Source organism: Thalassospira sp. MIT1004, from assembly GCF_001858545.1.
Classification (GTDB): Bacteria; Pseudomonadota; Alphaproteobacteria; order Rhodospirillales; family Thalassospiraceae; genus Thalassospira; species Thalassospira xiamenensis.
Map to the genome: position 1 here is coordinate 333,003 of NZ_MCAO01000042.1, position 17,816 is coordinate 350,818.

Here is a 17,816-nt window from a genome sequence, read left to right on the forward strand (position 1 = left end):
AACCGTGAAGATCAGGATTGGGCGATATCGGTTGCCATTACGCCGTTCCCGAATGACCAGTCCTCGTAGGCGGTGGTGGTGATCACGATCATGACGTCGGCGGGGCGTATATCGGCTTTTTGCGCCAGCAGGTCGGTCAGGCGTTTGTAGAAATTCCGTTTTGTTGCGGTATCGCGTGGCTTGCCTGCGGTAATGGCAAACAGGATGAAATCGTCACTGCGCAGGCCTGAAAGGTAATTCGGGTCAAAGTCGAGTTCGGCAGCGTCATGCTGATGAATGACCTGAAACCGGTCATCTGCGGGGACGTGAAAGGTTTCCGTCAGGGCCTGATGCAGCGCATCGGAAACGGCGCGCAGATATTCGGCTGATTTGCCTTTGCGAAGCGAGATACGGGTGAAGGGCATGATGGGCCTCTTAGGATCATGTGGCGGAAGGACTTGACGTGTTCTTTATCGCAGCGCAATTTAATCCTGAAAATCAGATTATTTTGAAGTAATAGTTCCGAAAAACAGGATTGAGAGATGCGGCGCGTAAATTTTGATCTTGATGTGCTACGCAGTTTCGTCACGGGCATGGACCTTGGCAGTTATGCGCGTGCGGCGGATCGTCTGGGCCGTTCGACATCGGCGGTGAGCGCGCAGATGAAAAAGCTTGAAGAACAGGCTGGCACGGCGATCTTTCGCAAATCCGGGCGTAATCTGGCGCTGACGGATGCCGGGCAAACCATGCTGTCTTATGCGCGCCGTTTGCTTGACCTGAATGACGAGGCGGCAACCGCCCTGCATGGTGCGGACCTTGAAGGCTGGGTCAGGCTGGGTTTGCAGGAAGATTTTGGTGAAGCGCTTTTGCCCGCCATTTTGGGGCAGTTTGCCCGCGCCCATCCCAAAGTGCGGATCGAGGCACGGGTTGGCCGTAATGCCGATTTGATCGAACGGATCGAAAAGGGTCAGATTGATCTGGCGCTGACATGGGGGCAGCCGGGGATGGATAGGGCATCCGCGCCCTATATTGCGCGCATTGCCGAAGTCCCGATGTGCTGGATCACGGCAGCGGGGCAAGACGGGGGCGCGTTTCTGGCCCCGGATGATGTTGGGGCGCGGCAGATGAATTTGGGCGATGATCCCCTGCCGCTTGTTGCGTTCGAGCCGCCCTGTCTGTTACGCGATTGCGCGACAACGGCGCTTGATCGGGCCGGGGTGGCGTGGCGGATGGCGTTCGTCAGTCCCAGTCTTGGCGGGTTGTGGGCGGCAACCGCGGCCGGGCTTGGCGTCATGGTGCGGACGCCGATCGGATTGCCCGCCAATCTTCGTGTCATTGACGGGGGGCTTCCGGCGCTGCCGTCGCTTGACCTTAACCTTTTGGGTTCTGAGAGCGAGCCAAGCGATATCGTGCAGCGGCTGGCCGATATCCTGATGGGATCGGTGCGCGATGCGATGCCGGGGTATCTGGAACGGTTAAATGCAGCCTAGTTATAGAGACAGGTGATATTACTGCCTTGCCGGGCGAAAAAGGCGGCCTGGTGTTTCAGGCGTTCGCGGGCGTCGTCATCGATGTTTCCGTCATCGCCGCTGCTTTCGAGTTCGATCACGGTGGCGTCGCGGCGGGCAAGGCCCAGAATGTCGGGGGCGATGCCGGGCATGTGGAAGATGATGTCCGATGTTTCAATCGCGCGTGCAATGCCATGGGCAAGGTCAAAGGCATTTTCGGCCGTGACATCGGCATGCAGGATCTGGCCGCCCGGAACGGTGGCGGAACTGCCTTCGGGGACGAAGCGGGTCAGGGCGGCGTCAAGGTCCTGCGGGGTGCTTTGCGTCAGATGGGTGTCTTGTAATCCGTTCTGGAAAAAATGTGTCCAGAACCGTTGTCTTGCGACATTGTCGGGCAGGTGGGCGGCAACGCGACGGCGTGCGCTGCGGGCGAGGCTTGCCAATTGTGACATCGAGGCGGGCAGGGTGGTTTCAAGGCGTTGGCGGATGATGCGGGCCAGTGCCGGGGCGCAGCCGCCCGTCGAGATCGTGACCATCACCGGTGCCCGGTCAAGGATTGCCGGGACGATGAAATCGCAATGTTCGGTCTTGTCGACGACATTCAAAAGGATGTTGCGCCGTTTGGCCGCGACCTTGACCCGGCGGGTCAGATGCATGTCATCGGCGGCGTCAAAGATCATCACCGCGCCATTTAGCATGGTATCGACAAACGGGGCTGCTTCCCAACGGATCGCGCCGGTATCGACCATCGTTGCGATGTCGGTGCACAGTTCCGGGGCGATGACGGTAATATCGGCCTGGCTTCGCAGCAAAAGGCGGAGTTTGCCCGCCGCGACCTCGCCCCCGCCCAGTACCACCACCTTTTTGCCGGTGACATGGACGAAGGCCGGAAAGAAGGGGAAGGTTTCCCGGTTTTCCGTTTCAGGACCATACAGGTTTTCGGGATTGGCCGGTTTATACTGCTGCTTATTCTGCGGCGCGCGGTAATGCGTCATCAAGAATCTCCTTGAGTTCGGGCAGGCAGGAGCCGCATCCGGTTCCGGCTTGCAACAGGCGACCGATATCGGCGGTGCTGACCGCATTCTGATCATGGATGGCGCGTGTGATGGCCGCCAGCCCGACCGAGAAGCACGAACAGATCAATCGATCATTGATGGCCCCGGCATCGGGCATACGCCCGGCAAGCAGGGCATTGCGTTCCGGGCCGCTGATCGCATCATTGCCCAGCAGTGCCGATATCCAGTCGCGGCCAAGGGCGGGGCGATCCGGGCCGACAAAAAGTGCGCCGGTGATACGGTCGCCATTCAGGCGGGCATAGCGATGAACGCCTTTTTTGCCGTCGTTATATTCAATGATGTGTTCGATGGCGTTTTCATCACCGGTATTGTTGGCCGCCGTCGGTAGCATGGATTTGAACAGGCAGGGCCTGTCACCGGCGATTTCATAAATCATGCAGCCGGGGCCGGTGGCCGCCACCCAGTAAGGCAGGTTTGAAAGATCAACCGGCGTGTTGGAAAACAGCAATCCCTGCCACAGCGGTTCAAACGGTTCGATGGAAACCGGGATATGTTTGGTTTCCGGTTGCCCGGAATAGGGATCAACATGGGCGGTTGGCAAACGCCCGATACCGCCCGCCGATGAATAAACATCGTTCCAGTGCATCGGCATGAAGACTTCGCCGGGCATCTGGGCGTCTGATACAGACACGCGCATCAATGCGGTGCCGCGTTTGCTTCTGATCCGGGCAAGGCCGCCATCGGTCAGCTTGTAACGCTTGGCATCAAGGATATTGACCTCCAGCAACGGTTCGGGCCGATGGGCCGAAAGGCGGGCGGCCGTGCCCGTACGGGTCATGGTGTGCCATTGGTCGCGGTAGCGTCCGCTATTGGCGATCAGCGGGAATTCCGTGCCGGGTTGCGACATGGGCAGTTTGTGCGCAACCGCCAGCATACGGGCCCGCCCGTTTGACGTGGTGAAAATGCCATTGCCATACAGGCGTTCGGCCCCGCCAGCGGGTTGATGTTTGCGCGATGCCGGCCATTGGAAGGGTTCCATGGCGTCATAGGTTGATTTCTTTGCCTTGTGCCACTGGCCGATGTCAAAGGCGCGCATGCCGTCATTTTCAAATTCGGAAAGCGCGGCATGTTCGGCGAAAATATCGGCAGGATCGCGGTATTTGAACGCCTTGCCATATCCCATGGCGCGTGCGACCTGCGTCATGATCCACCAGTCGGGTTTGGCTTCGCCCTGTAGTTCGCGGAACGGGCGTTGGCGGGAAATGCGGCGTTCGGAATTGGTAACCGTGCCGGATTTTTCGGCCCACCCGGCAGCGGGAAGTTTGATATGGGCATAACGCAGCGTGTCGGTATCGTTCACCGTGTCGGACACGATGACAAGCGGGCAGCGCGACAGGGCAAGACGGACGCGGTCCGCATCGGGCAGGCTGACGACAGGGTTGGTTGCCATGACCCAGACGGCCTTGATTTCACCGCGTTCGATGGCGCGGAACATATCAACCGCCTTGTATCCCTCGCCCGGTTCCAGAATATCGGATTTCCAGAACCGGCGGACCCGGTCAACGTCGTTAACATCGTTCGGGTCCATATGGGCGGCAAGCTGGTTGGCAAGGCCGCCAACCTCGCGCCCGCCCATGGCGTTTGGCTGGCCTGTGACGGAAAACGGGCTTGAACCCGGTTTGCCGACCCGTCCGGTCGCCAGATGGGTATTGATGATCGCATTGACCTTGTCAGAGCCGCTGCTGGACTGGTTGACACCTTGTGAAAACACGGTGACCGTGCGGTCAAAGGCGGCAAACCAGTTAAAGAACGTTTCCAGTTTCCCCAGACCCGAGCCGTCATGATCGGCGTACTCACTGATCTCGGAAGGATAATCGAGGCCGCATTTTTTGGCTGTACTCTCGATATCGGGGCAGTCCGCGCGTGCCTCGGCGACGGCGGTTTCATAGCCGCTGACATGGCGGGCGACATATTGAAGGTCGCAATGACCGTTCTGGTCAAGCCATGCCAGCAGGCCGTTAAACAGGGCAACGTCGCTGCCCGGTTTGATTGGCAGGTGCAGATCGGCGATGTCGCAGCTTGCGGTTTTGCGCGGATCGATCACGACGATTTTGGTGCCGTGCTTTTCCCTGGCTGCGCGCAAACGCTGGTTCAGGACCGGATGGCACCATGCCAGGTTCGATCCGGTCAGAACGACCAGATCGGCAATTTCCAGGTCTTCGTAACATCCCGGTACAACATCGGCACCAAAGGCACGTTTATGCCCGACCACGGTTGATGCCATGCACAGCCGGGAATTGGTATCGATATGCGGCGACCCGATGAAGCCCTTGATCAGCTTGTTGGCGATATAATAATCCTCGGTCAATAACTGACCGGAAACATAGAACGCCACCGATTTCGGGCCGTGTTTCTGAATGGTTGCGCGCAGGCGATCCGCGGTTTCCTGTGTTGCCGTTGGCCAGTCGACGGTTTTGCCATCGATTTCGGGTTTCAGCAGGCGGAAATCGCGCTTCATCTCGGCGGTGATCGTATCGATCAGGGCGGCACCCTTTGAACACAACCGGCCCCGGTTGGCCGGGTGATCGGGGTCGCCCCCGACCGCCCAGCCGTCCCGGGTGGGGGAGACGATCAGGCCGCAGCCAACGCCGCAATAAGGACAGGTGGTTTTAACCTCACCCCGCATGGCGCAGACCGATTTGTTCCGCCGTCAGGCCGATATGAACCGTGCCGTCAATGACGCGCAGTTCCACCTTGGCCGCACAGCCGTCATCGGGGCCCTGTGCCTCGCCGGTTTCAAGCGAAAAGACCATGTTATGCAGCGGGCAGGTGACGAAATGGCCATGCACGATCCCCTGTGCCAGCGGCCCGTCCTTGTGCGGGCAGCGGTCCAGAAGGGCATAGACCTGATCATCAAGGGTTCTGAAAATCGCGATGCGATCAGTTTCGGTCTGGAAGGTGCGCGCGCCCTGAAGCGGGATATTGGCGACCGGTCCGACATTTACCCAGTTTACGATATCCGTCATTGCCGTTACTCCGCTGCGATCAGGGAAAGGGATTTGAATTCGTGCGCATCCACGCCCTGGCTGGCGCGTTCGGCCCACGGATCAACCTGTGCCGTTTTCTGGCTTTCCATGAAACGTTCAAACAGGGCAGCGCGATTTTTGGCATCATCGACCACACGTTCCTGAACATGTTTCAGACCAACCCGTTCGATCCAGGGTGCGGTGCGTTCCAGATAGCGGGCTTCTTCGCGGTAAAGCTGGATGAAGGCACCGCAATATTCTTTTACTTCCTGATCGGTTGTGACCTTGCACAGAAGTTCGGTCGCACGGACATGAATGCCCCCATTGCCACCCACATGCAGGTCCCAGCCGCCATCGGTTGCGACAACGCCGAAATCCTTGATCGTGGCTTCGGCGCAGTTACGCGGGCAACCTGATACGGCCATCTTGAATTTGTGCGGCATCCACGAACCCCACGTCATTTTTTCAAGGTCGACGGCCATGCTCATGGACATCTGGGTGCCAAAACGACACCATTCCTGCCCGACACAGCTTTTGACCGTGCGAAGGGACTTGCCATAGGCGTGCCCCGAAACCATCCCGGCCGCATTCAGATCGGCCCAGACGGCAGGCAGGTCTTCTTTTTTTACACCCAGAAGGTCAATGCGCTGCCCGCCGGTGACCTTGACGGTCGGAATATCGAATTTATCGGCGACATCGGCAATGGCGCGCAATTCGCGCGGGTTGGTCAGGCCACCCCACATGCGGGGCACCACCGAATAGGTGCCGTCTTTCTGAATGTTTGCATGGACGCGTTCGTTAATGAAGCGCGACGCACCATGATCGACATATTCCCCCGGCCATGCGGCGAGCAGGTAATAGTTGAGTGCCGGGCGGCAGACATGGCAGCCGTCCGATGATTTCCATTCCAGTTCCTGCATGACGGCAGGCATTGATTTCAGTTCCTTGGCCTTGATCAGGCGACGGACATTGTCATGGTCATGATCGGTACAGGTGCAGATCGGTTTGACCGCAGCCGCCTGATAATCACCGCCAAGGGTTGCCGCCAGAAGGTTTTCGACAAGGCCGCTGCATGAACCACAGGATGCGGATGCCTTGGTATGGCCTTTGACCTCGTCAAGCGTTGTCAGGCCCTTTTCGGTGATGGCCGAAACGATGGTTCCCTTGCAAATGCCGTTGCAGCCACAAATTTCTGCGTCGTCTGGCAGGGCGGCAACGGCATCAAGAGGGTTTCCGGCGGATCCCCCGGCGAAGGCCTGACCAAAGGCGAGGGTATCGCGAAGCTCGGTCACGTCCTGACCATCCTTCATCAGCTGGAAATACCAGCCGCCATCGGATGTATCACCATAAAGGACGGCACCCTTGATCCTGCCGTCTTCCAGAACGATGCGTTTGTAAACGCCGCGTCCGGCATCGCGGAAGACGATTTCTTCGGTTTCGCCGCCGCCGGAAAAATCACCGGCGGAAAAGACATCAACCCCGGTGACTTTCAGCTTGGTCGAGGTGACCGAACCGGCATAGCCATCGGTTGCGATTTCGGCCAGATGATCGGCACAGGATTTTGCCATTTCAAACAGCGGTGCAACAAGGCCGTAGCACTGGCCGCGATGCTGCACGCATTCGCCAACGGCAAAGATATCCGGATCACTGGTGGTCATGACATCGTCAACGACAATGCCGCGTTCGACGGTCAGTCCCGCGTCTGCGGCAAGGCGCCCGTTGGGGCGGATGCCAACAGCCATGACCACCAGATCAGCCGGGATCATGCGCCCGTCCTTAAGCCGGACGCCGGTTACGCAATCGGTGCCGACGATTTCGGCGGTGTCGGCCTCGGTAATGACATTGATGCCCCGACGGCCGAGTTCCTGTGCGAGAAGGTAACCCGCCGACGGATCAAGCTGGCGTTCCATCACATGGCCCGCCAGATGCAGGACCGTGACCGACATGCCGCGCGCCTGCAGGCCGACGGCGGCCTCAAGACCCAGAAGGCCACCACCGATTACGACGGCGGGGCCGCCATTTGCCGCGGTTTTCAGCATGGTATCGACATCATCGACATCGCGGAAGGTGACAACGCCCGAAAGCTTGTGGCCGGGGACCGGGATCATGATCGGGTCGGAACCGGTGGCCAGCAGAAGCTGGTCATAGGCGGTTTCGGTGCCGCTTCTGGAAATGACGACCTTGCGGGCGCGGTCGATTTCAACCACCGGATCGCCGGAAAACAGATGGATGCGGTTTTCCTGATACCATTCGGCGGTATTGATGACGATATCGTCGAATTCCTTTTCGCCCGACAGAAGCGGGGAGAGCATGATGCGGTTATAGTTCACGCGTGGCTCGGCCCCGAAAACGGTGATTTCGTATTTGTCAGGGGCGCGACCGAGGATTTCCTCGACGGTGCGCATGCCGGCCATGCCGTTGCCGATGACGACAAGGCGGGGTTTCTTGGTAAGTGCTGCAGGGACGTGGTTCATTTGTCTCTGGCTCCTGATCGCGGGAAGCGAATTGGCAAAAAAAAACGCCCGGTGCGCACTGCCTGTCAAAAAGGCAATCTCGCAACGGACGTCGTTATCCGGGTGAACCCGCCATTGGATTCTATATATGGGTTTGGCATTTCTGCCGTGGCAGCAGGCGACCTTGCCCGCGCTCTTGTCCCTTACTATACAAGTTGCGTGCCAGAACTGCAGATTGCGACGAAAAACTTGCAAAATACTGATTTAAAATAAGATTTTTGATGCTCACGGGATAAGCAAGAATTGCACGAAACCTGTGATTGTTTAAAAAATAACCACACGCAAAATGATGAGATTAAAAAATGTGCAAATATGCTGCTTTCAGGCGGGGGGAGTTTTTCGTCTGTGCAGTTGCGGTGGATAAATTGTATTGAATTTCAGGGAATTATTTGAAAATTTCCGCGTTGCGAAAAAATTGGCGCGCGGTTTGCAAAACTTGTTTCGTGTGAGCCGCTTCGACGGAAGCAGGCCCAATGACGGGTGACTCACAGTTCTTCGTCCAATGGCGGGCGATCAGACGTTTGATTTTGGCGCGCAACGATGGCGCAGCCGCAGTCGAAACGAATGACGGGCCGCCAGCGGAATCCATCTGATGAAGCGTGCGGCCCTTGGGGAAATAACCGTCGGTCGCGACAACCGGGAAACCGGTTCGGAGTGACCCAAACGAAGGGCTTCATTGTTATGGAAATCAAAAACAAGGCTCCGCGGATCAATCTCTTCAGTCTCAGGACTGTCCAGATGCGGACTTTCCACCTGACCTGGCTTGCCTTCTTCCTGTGTTTCTTTGGCTGGTTCGGTATTGCGCCGCTGATGCCGCTTGTGCGTGACGATCTTGGCCTGACCAAGGGTGAAATCGGCAATACCATCATCGCGTCTGTCGCGATCACGGTTCTTGTCCGTCTTCTGATCGGGCCGCTTTGCGATAAAATCGGCCCGCGCAAGACCTATACGGCGTTGCTGGTTATCGGTTCTTTGCCGGTCATGCTGATCGGGCTTGCAGATAGTTACGAAACATTCCTGCTGGCGCGTCTTGCCATTGGTTCGATCGGGGCATCGTTCGTGATCACGCAGTATCATACCTCGACCATGTTTGCGCCGAATGTTGTCGGTACCGCAAATGCGACCACGGCGGGCTGGGGCAACCTTGGCGGGGGTGTGACACAGATGGTCATGCCGCTGATCCTTGCCATGGTGCTTGGCTTTGGCGTTTCGGAAACCATGGGCTGGCGTCTGGCGATGGTCTTCCCGGGTGTGATCATGCTGGTGGTTGCTGCACTTTACTGGTTCTTCACCACCGATGCGCCGGATGGCAATTATGCCGACATGCGCAAAAGCGGTGCCCTGTCACCGGAAGATGATCATGCCGGTGCGACCAAGGGCATGCTGGCCGCGGCCAAGGATTACCGGGTCTGGGCGCTGTTTCTGGTTTACGGGGCGTGTTTCGGTGTCGAGCTTACGATCAACAACATTGCCGCGATCTATTTCTTTGACCGGTTTGAACTTAGTCTTCAGACCGCCGGTCTGATTGCCGGTCTGTTTGGTTTGATGAACATCTTTGCCCGCACGCTGGGCGGGGTGTTTTCCGACAAGTTTGCCGCCAAGGGCGGGCTTTCGGGGCGGGTCAAGTTCCTGTTCCTGGCGCTGTTCATCGAAGGTGTTGCACTTGTTGCGTTTTCGATGATGGATGCGCTGGTCATCGCGGTGTCGATGATGGTGGTCTTCTCGCTTTTCGTGCAGATGTCCGAAGGTGCGACATTCGGGATTGTCCCGTTTGTTAACCGCAAGGCGCTTGGCTCGGTTGCCGGTATTGTCGGTGCGGGCGGGAATGCCGGGGCGGTTGCCGCGGGCTTCCTGTTCAAATCCGAAGCACTGACCTATCAGCAGGGCCTGATGTATCTTGGTATTGCCGTGATTGTCTGTTCCTTTGCAGCCCTTGCGGTTCGTTTCTCGGAAAAGACCGTGGCCGAGGAAAAGGAACGTTTCGAAAAAGCCATGCAGGAACGCGATGCGCTGCCATCCGGTGCGCAGGCGGTTCCGGCAGAATAACATACGATCTTTCCGGGATGCGGCATGTGCCGCATCCCGGTTTCCACCGGGCCATCAAGGTCCGGGGCGAAAAAGAACAGACAGGAGAGAGGCCTTGATCGTCAGGGAAAAGGTTCTAAATGAAGCTTGAAGACTTCAGCATTCTGGTGATCGACGAAAACCCGGACCGTGCCGCGATTGTCGAGCGCGGCCTTGTCGAAAGTGGCTATACCCGTGTCAGCCGCATCGGCACGTCATACAATCTGGTCGAACGCATTCAGGCGTTGGCCCCCGACATCATCATCATTGATCTTGAAAACCCGGACCGTGATACGCTTGAACAGATGTTTCAGGTATCGCGTGTTATTGCGCGCCCGATTGCGATGTTTGTCGATCAAAGCGACAGCAACACGATCCGAGAGGCGGTTGAGGCCGGGGTCAGTGCCTATGTTGTTGATGGCTTGCGCCAGGATCGTATTCGGCCCATCGTCGAAATGGCCATTTCGCGTTTTAACGCGTTCGATCAATTGCGCCGCGAACGCGACGAGGCCAAGGCCAAGCTGAATGATCGCAAGCTGATCGACCGGGCCAAAGGATTGTTGATGCAGGAAAAGGGGCTGAGTGAGGACGAGGCCTATAACCTGCTGCGCAAAAACGCCATGAAACAGAACCGCAAAATTTCTGAAATCGCGCAAAGCGTGATCACGGCCTTTCAGTTGGAGTTCTAACGCATGTCCCTTAAACAGGTTCGACTTGGCTTTGTGCCGCTTGTGGATTGTGCCCTGCCTGTCGTGGCGCGCGCCAAGGGCTTTGCCGAGGAAGAGAATATCGACCTGACCCTGATCCGGGAAATGTCCTGGGCGGCCATTCGCGACAAGCTGTCTTATGGGGTTTATGATGCGGCGCATCTGCTTGCGGGTATTCCGCTGGCAGCGCGGCTAGGGCTTGGCGGGATGCCCTCGCAACGCATTGCGGTTCCTATGGCGCTGGGGCGGGGCGGGAATGCGATTACGGTTTCAACCCGGCTTTATCAGCGGATGCTTGAAGCAGATCCGGCGGCGATGCACGGGCCGCGCGGGCTTTCGGCGCGGGCGCTTAAAAAGGTGATCGACGAGGACCGGGCGGATGGTCGCCCGATCATGTCCTTTGCGACCGTATTCCCGTATTCGAGCCATAATTACGAACTGCGTTACTGGATGGCGGCGGGGGGTATTGACCCCGATAAGGACGTCAATATTGGCGTGATTGCGCCACCACGGATGTTTGACAGTCTGCGCAATGGCTGGGTCGATGGGTATTGCGTGGGGGAGCCGTGGAACCAGCGGGCGGTATTCCACGGGGACGGGGTGATTGTCGCCCTTAAGGAAGACATATGGGCGCGCAGCCCGGAAAAGGTTCTTGGCGTGCGCGAAGACTGGGTGCAATCCAATCCCGATACGGTGGATGCGCTGGTGCGTGCGCTTGTCCGTTCGGCGGAATGGGCCGATCAGCCGGAAAACCGCACCGAACTGGCGCAATTGCTGTCTGGTGAAAATCACGTCGGGGCATCGTTTGATATTCTGCGGGCCTCGTTACTTGGCCGGCCGGTGCTTAAACCCGGTGACAATCCGATTGAGGCGCCTGATCGTCATGTGTTTTATCGCTATACCGCCACGTTCCCGTGGCTGTCGCAGGGGGCGTGGGTTGGCACACAGATGCAGCGTTGGGGGCAGGTTGATGCCTCCGTCGATTTCGGTACGCTTATTTCCGACATTTATCGTCCTGATCTTTATCGTCGTGCGGTCAAGGGGCTTGATGTTGCGCTTCCGCATGATGACTGGCGGGTCGAGGGCGCGAATGATGCCGCCGACCGGGCGTTTGTCGGCCCGGATGCGTTTCTGGATAACAGCATATTCGACATGCGCAGCTTTGCCGGTGTCGGGGAATAAAACCGGCACCGGACCAGAGGCGTGATTTATGGGGTGCGATTATTGGCGCGATTATGCCCTGGGGAAGCTTTGCAGGCTGTTGCGTTGTTTGCCGGTTTCATCAAAGTTGCCGGGGGCAAGCCATGCTTCGAACGCGGCCCTGACCATCGGCCATTCAAGATCGGTAATCGAAAACCATGCGGTATCGCGGTTGCGGCCCTTATAGACCATGTGGTTGCGGAAGGTGCCTTCGTAGGTGAAGCCATATCGCAGGGCGGCGGCACGTGATGGGGCGTTCTGATCGTCGCATTTCCATTCGTACCGGCGGTAACCCAGTTCGTCAAAGGCGCGCTTCATCATCAGATACATCGCCTCTGTCCCGCCGATGGTTTGCGAAAGCGCCGGGGAATAGTTGATGTTACCGATTTCAATGCCGCCAAATTTGGTATCGATCCGCATGAAGGCGGCAATGCCGACGGCCTTGTTCGATGCCTTGTCGATGATGGTATGAAGCATCGGGTCGCGGGTGGCGGCCATGGTTTCGAGCCATGCCTGATAAGCATCAAAATCCTCGAACGCATCGGTGAAAAGATAGGTAAAGCGCGATCCGTCCATGGCTGTGCGGTTGGCGTCAAATAGCTGTCTGGCGTCGCGTTTCACATCGGTCGGACTGACAATGACATGGCGGCCAGCCATGTCGCTGCGTGGTGGCATCGGGCATTCTTTCCAGTTTTCAACCGGGCGACCGACCGGCTGGCCAAATTCGTTTTTATGTTCGGATGGCATCTGAGGACCTTTGTTGCGAGGCAAGGGAGCATGCAGTCTGGGATATTATTGGTGCGCCATAAAGAGCCGTTTTGGTAAAATTAATGGTGCCAATTTTCTGACCGGAAAGGGGCATCCCAAAACCGGCCATGGTTTGGCAAAGGGAAGGATGGTTGGTGCCGGTGCATGAGGAGTCTTCGGGGTGGGTTCCGAAAGCGGTGTGATGGGTTCGTCTTTTGGTTGTGACGTGCGTTGGCATACACCAGAAACATGGCGAAATGTTGCGGTGCAAAATTATGGTTTTGAAACAAACCTTTAATACGTTCGGGCTGTGCAGTGGATTATGCGGCAGCAGGGCATTTAAACCGAATTGAATTTAGTGAAACTCAATTCGTTGACAATTTGTCGAATAAATGATGAGGTTTGTATACAAAATAAAAAACCATGAATTCGGTATCAGGGTTGTTGGCAATCGTCGTTAAGAGGGACCGCGTTACAACTTTCCGTTACGCATGATCAGAAGGTCACGGCCCCCACCGTGCCTGAAGAAAATTCCTTCTTTGCGGCCATCGTGTCTTGCAGCACTGACACCGGTTTGACCGGTGCGCGCCACCTGCGCATCCGCCTTACATTGCCGAGGATGTTTGCGTGACTGATTCTGTTTCTGTTCCGATCCTGTCCGTCGAAGATTTGTCCGTTGAGTTCGGCGACAGCCGGGTCATCGAAAATCTGAGTTTTGCCGTGAAACCCGGAAGAACATTGGCAATTGTCGGAGAGTCCGGATCGGGCAAGTCGGTGACATCGATGTCGATCATGCGTCTGGCTGATATGATGGGCGCATCCTATGCATCGGGGCGCATCCGGTTTAGGTCAAAAGATCGCGATGAAGATTTGCTGGCACTTTCGCAAAAACAGATGCGCCGCATTCGCGGCAAAGACATCGCGATGATTTTTCAGGAACCGATGACGTCGCTGAATCCGGTTTTCACCATCGGCGATCAGATTGCGGAATCCCTGATGCTGCATGAAGGCATGTCCAAGCCCGATGCACTTGTTGAAAGCAAACGGTTGCTTGATATGGTGCGGCTGCCCGATGCGCAGGAACTTTTGGGGCGGTATCCCCATCAGCTTTCGGGCGGGATGCGCCAGCGCGTCATGGTTGCCATGGCGCTTGCCTGTCGGCCCAAGGTCCTGATTGCGGATGAACCGACCACGGCCCTTGATGTGACCATTCAGGCGCAAATTTTGACCATCATCCGTGATCTGCAACAGGAACTTGGCATGGCGGTGATTTTCATCACCCATGACATGGGGGTTGTTGCCGAGGTTGCCGATGATGTTGTCGTCATGTGGAAGGGCAAGAAGGTCGAAGAAGGCACGGTTGCCGATATTTTTGCCAATCCGGCCCATCCCTATACCCAGACATTGCTATCCGCAGTTCCGAAACTGGGCAGCATGACGGGCGAAGCATTCCCCAAACGGTTCCCGGTGACGATGATGGATGGCGATACGCCGCGTCTGGTCGGGACGGAGCATATCCAGAATACCGCACGTTACGACGAGGCCCCGTTATTGTCGGTGCGTGATCTGGTAACGCGCTTTGATATCAAAAAGGGCCTGTTTGGCGGGGTTTCCCACCGGGTTCACGCGGTCGAGAATGTCAGTTTTGATATTTATCGCGGTGAAACGCTGGCGCTTGTCGGGGAGTCCGGATCGGGCAAATCGACGATTGGCCGCACGATCCAGCAATTGCAAAAGGGAACGGCGGGCAATATCAGTTTCGAAGGTCGCGCATTCAGTGACATGGGCAAAGGCGAACAGCAGCGCCTGCGTCAGGAGATCCAGTATATCTTTCAGGATCCGTTTGCGTCCCTTGATCCGCGCAAGAAAATCGGATTTTCGATTGCCGAGCCGATCCGCACGCACCGACTGATTGACGGTGAAAAACAGATTGCCGCACGCGTTGACCAGTTGCTGGAACGGGTCGGCCTGACATCGGCCCATGCCAATCGTTATCCGCATGAATTTTCCGGTGGTCAGCGCCAGCGTATCTGCATCGCGCGCGCGTTGGCATCCAATCCCAAGCTGATCATCGCCGACGAAGCCCTTTCGGCCCTTGATGTGTCGATCCAGGCGCAGATCATTAATCTGTTCATGGAACTTCAGGAAGAACACGGGCTTGCCTATCTGTTCATCAGCCATGACATGGCGGTGGTTGAAAAAATGAGCCACCGGGTCGCCGTCCTTTACCTTGGTCAGGTTGCCGAACTTGGATCGCGTCAGCAGGTTCTTGAAACGCCAACCCATCCCTATACCCAGCGGCTTCTGAGTGCCGTGCCGGTCGCCGACCCCACAATCGTGCGCGACCGCATCCTGATGGATGGTGAAATTCCAAGCCCGATCCGTCGGGTCGGTGATGAGCCGGCCATTCTTGCCCATCGCGAAATTGCGCCCGGTCACTTTGTGGCCGACGCACGTTAAGCGGCCCTTGGGTCGCAAGCCTTGTCTCCCCTCGCGCCAAGCCACCAACAACGGAGAAAAAATAACATGACGAAAAAACAGGGAATGCGCAGTGCGCTGATGGCTCTTGCCTTTGCGGGCGGTCTGATGGCAACTGCGCCGGCATATGCCGAAGGCACCTTGACCATTTCATCACCACAGGACCCCGGTAGCTGGGACCCGGTCGATACGTTTCTGGTCAACTGGTCGTCGGTTGCGACCAATATTTATGACGGTCTGACCTATCGCGGACCGGATGCCAAACTGGTTCCGGGGCTTGCGTCATCATGGGAAGAATTTGATGGCGGCACGCGCATCCGTTTCCATCTGCGTGAAGGCGTGACCTTCCAGAATGGCGAACCGTTCAATGCCGAAGCGGTCAAATTCACCTTTGATCGCCTGATGGGTGATGAAGGCAAAAAAGGGCCACAGCGGTCAAACTATGCTGCGATCAAATCGGTCGAAGTTATTGACGAAAACACCGTCGACATGCATCTGACCCAGCCGGATCCGGTGCTTCTGACCAAGCTTGCCGGTTATGGTGCGATGATTGTTCCGCCGAAATATATCGCGGAAAAAGGCGAAGATTATTTCAACGCCCATCCGATCGGCACCGGTCCGTTCAAAATGGTTTCCTATGAGCCGAAAGTTGGTCTGACACTTGAAGCCTATGCTGATCATTGGGGCGGTGCGCCGAAACTTTCGACCATCAAGTATCGCTTCATCAGTGAACCGTCGACCGCGGTTGCGGAACTTCAGGCCGGGAACGTTGACCTTGTCATTCCGCCGACCATTCCGATTGGCATGATCCCGACCATTCAGGAAGACGAAAATATCGATATCGTCACCACCGTAAGCCCTACGGTTTATGCCCTGCGCTTTAATACCGGCAATGGCATCACGGCGGATGAAAAAGTCCGTAAGGCGATGATTTACGGTGTGGATCGTCAGGCGATCATTGACTCGATCCTTGGTGGTCAGGCAGCGCCGATTGCAAGTTTCCAGGGTGAATTGTCGTTTGGTAACGATCCGTCGATGAAACCGTTGCCGTATGATCCGGCCAAGGCACAGGCGCTTCTGAAAGAAGCCGGTGTTGCACCGGGTACGAAAATCCAGATCGACATTCGCGGCAATGACGCAACCTTTAACGAAGTTGCCCAGGCCGTTGCCAGCTACCTTCAGGTGATTGGCCTGAACGCTACGATCAAGCCTTATGAAACCAACGTTCTGCTTAATGACATCATTCCGGCGGGTAAAACCGGTGCGATGTTCCAGCAGTCGTGGGGCGGCTGGACGCTTGATTATGATAACACCGCTTACTTCATGTATCACACGGGCGAAAAGTGGAACCCGTATGACAGCGATCCGGAACTCGACAAGCTGCTGGAATCCCAGCGTGCGATTACCGACCGTGCCAAACGTGAAGAAATCCTGCAGTCGATTGCGCATTACACCGCTGATCGCGCGCTGGAAATGCCGCTTTATAACCTCAATGCGATCTTTGGGGTTTCCAAGCGCGTCAAGAATTTCACCCCGGTTCCCGACAGCCGTCTGCGCCTGACGGAAGTGACTGTCGACTGATGTGAAACGAAAGCCGCCCGGACAGATGCCGGGCGGCTTTCATGCCTATTTCTTTAAAGGACAAGTGTTTTGGCTGGTTTTCTGATCAAACGCCTTTTGCAGGCGATTTTCGTGGTCGTCGCGGTGACATTGATTGTCTCGTTTGCCATCCGTTTGACGGGTGACCCGGCGCTGATGCTAAGCCAGGGGGCCGGCAGCATCACCGAGGAAGACCTTGCACGTATTCGTGAATCCCTTGGTTTGAACCAGCCATTTTTTGTTCAGTATGCCGATTTCATGCTGGGGCTTTTCAGCCTTGATTTCGGTAGATCCTTCCTTGGTGGAACGCAGGTTTCCACCCTGATTGGCAATGCATTGCCCGCTACCCTGATGCTGGCGTTTGCATCGATGTTCGTATCCATCGTGATTTCGATCCCTCTGGGGATCAAGGCGGCCATTTCGCGTGGCAAATGGCCCGATCAGGTCATTCGCATCCTGTCGCTGGTCGGGTTGTCATTCCCGAATTTCTGGCTGGCGATCATGCTGGTGCTGTTGCTGTCGATTACTTTCCGGCTTCTGCCGCCAAGTGGCATGACGGGTATTGAGAACTTCATCATGCCAGCCATCACCATGGGGGTGATCCTGACCGCGACCAACGTGCGGCTTGTGCGGACCTCGATGCTGGAAACCCTTCAGTCGCAATACATCATGGTCGCGCGCGCCAAGGGGCTTAGCGAGAATGTCGTGCTGTATAAACACGCGCTTCGCAACTGTGCGATCCCGCTTGTTACCTATTTCGGTTTGCAGTTTGGCAACCTTCTGGGCGGGATTGTTGTCGTTGAGCTGGTGTTTAACTGGCCGGGAATGGGCACGCTGGCCTTTGAGGCCGTTGGTGCACGTGATTATCCGGTTTTACAGGCTGTGATTACGGTTCTGTCGATCATGATTGTCGGGGTGAACCTGCTTGTCGACATTGCCTATGGCCTGATTGATCCACGTATCCGGACGGAGTAACCCC

Annotated in this window: 13 protein-coding genes; 7 read left to right on the plus strand and 6 right to left on the minus strand. The window is 56.7% G+C overall.

What is annotated here, in order from left to right; translation table 11 throughout:
* Positions 1–11: 11 nt before the first annotated feature.
* Positions 12–404, minus strand: a complete 393-nt coding sequence (locus BC440_RS15650; protein WP_071240475.1) for a tautomerase family protein — start codon at positions 402–404, stop codon at positions 12–14.
* A 117-nt stretch (positions 405–521) separates the two neighbouring features.
* Here BC440_RS15650 and BC440_RS15655 point away from each other — a divergent pair, with 117 nt between their 5' ends.
* Entirely contained in the window at positions 522–1,469 is a 948-nt protein-coding gene (locus BC440_RS15655; protein WP_071240476.1) for a LysR substrate-binding domain-containing protein, read from the plus strand.
* Here the strand turns inward: BC440_RS15655 and BC440_RS15660 are convergent.
* Genes BC440_RS15660 through nirB form a run of 4 tightly spaced genes read right to left on the minus strand, consistent with a single transcriptional unit; the run spans position 1,466 to position 8,003 of the window.
* The gene (locus tag BC440_RS15660; RefSeq protein ID WP_071240477.1) at positions 1,466–2,482 is read right to left on the minus strand and encodes an NAD(P)-dependent oxidoreductase; all 1,017 of its coding nucleotides are present in this window, start codon (positions 2,480–2,482) and stop codon (positions 1,466–1,468) included. The two genes, BC440_RS15655 and BC440_RS15660, sit on opposite strands and share 4 nt — an antisense overlap.
* The gene (locus BC440_RS15665; RefSeq protein WP_071240478.1) at positions 2,454–5,189 is read right to left on the minus strand and encodes a nitrate reductase; all 2,736 of its coding nucleotides are present in this window, start codon (positions 5,187–5,189) and stop codon (positions 2,454–2,456) included. Before BC440_RS15665 ends, BC440_RS15660 begins: the two co-directional genes overlap by 29 nt.
* Entirely contained in the window at positions 5,179–5,529 is a 351-nt protein-coding gene (nirD, locus tag BC440_RS15670) for a nitrite reductase small subunit NirD (RefSeq protein WP_071240479.1), read from the minus strand. The genes BC440_RS15665 and nirD overlap by 11 nt, the downstream gene beginning before the upstream one ends.
* Before the next feature lie 5 nt (positions 5,530–5,534).
* Positions 5,535–8,003 (minus strand): nitrite reductase large subunit NirB, encoded by a 2,469-nt coding sequence (nirB, locus tag BC440_RS15675; RefSeq protein WP_071240480.1) that lies wholly within the window; start codon positions 8,001–8,003, stop codon positions 5,535–5,537.
* A gap of 777 nt (positions 8,004–8,780) precedes the next feature.
* On the opposite strand from nirB, the gene BC440_RS15685 reads away from it, so the two are divergent.
* From BC440_RS15685 to BC440_RS15695, 3 genes are all read left to right on the plus strand, one after another.
* On the plus strand, positions 8,781–10,088 hold the full coding sequence (locus tag BC440_RS15685; RefSeq protein ID WP_247643587.1) for an MFS transporter: 1,308 nt from the start codon (positions 8,781–8,783) through the stop codon (positions 10,086–10,088).
* Between the two features lie 119 nt (positions 10,089–10,207).
* The gene (locus BC440_RS15690; RefSeq protein ID WP_007091383.1) at positions 10,208–10,795 is read left to right on the plus strand and encodes an ANTAR domain-containing protein; all 588 of its coding nucleotides are present in this window, start codon (positions 10,208–10,210) and stop codon (positions 10,793–10,795) included.
* A 3-nt stretch (positions 10,796–10,798) separates the two neighbouring features.
* On the plus strand, positions 10,799–11,995 hold the full coding sequence (locus BC440_RS15695) for a CmpA/NrtA family ABC transporter substrate-binding protein (RefSeq protein ID WP_007091384.1): 1,197 nt from the start codon (positions 10,799–10,801) through the stop codon (positions 11,993–11,995).
* Positions 11,996–12,046: 51 nt separating this feature from the next.
* On the opposite strand, the gene BC440_RS15700 is transcribed toward BC440_RS15695, so the two are convergent.
* Positions 12,047–12,760 (minus strand): GNAT family protein, encoded by a 714-nt coding sequence (locus tag BC440_RS15700; protein ID WP_071240483.1) that lies wholly within the window; start codon positions 12,758–12,760, stop codon positions 12,047–12,049.
* Positions 12,761–13,387: 627 nt separating this feature from the next.
* Between BC440_RS15700 and BC440_RS15705 the strand changes: the two genes are divergently transcribed.
* From BC440_RS15705 to BC440_RS15715, 3 genes are all read left to right on the plus strand, one after another.
* Positions 13,388–15,220 carry a dipeptide ABC transporter ATP-binding protein gene (locus tag BC440_RS15705; RefSeq protein WP_071240484.1) on the plus strand — a complete coding sequence of 611 codons (1,833 nt, stop codon included), beginning with the start codon at positions 13,388–13,390 and terminating at the stop codon, positions 15,218–15,220.
* Positions 15,221–15,286: 66 nt separating this feature from the next.
* On the plus strand, positions 15,287–16,819 hold the full coding sequence (locus BC440_RS15710) for an ABC transporter substrate-binding protein (protein WP_007091387.1): 1,533 nt from the start codon (positions 15,287–15,289) through the stop codon (positions 16,817–16,819).
* A 69-nt stretch (positions 16,820–16,888) separates the two neighbouring features.
* Positions 16,889–17,812 carry an ABC transporter permease gene (locus BC440_RS15715; protein ID WP_007091388.1) on the plus strand — a complete coding sequence of 308 codons (924 nt, stop codon included), beginning with the start codon at positions 16,889–16,891 and terminating at the stop codon, positions 17,810–17,812.
* Positions 17,813–17,816 lie beyond the last annotated feature (4 nt).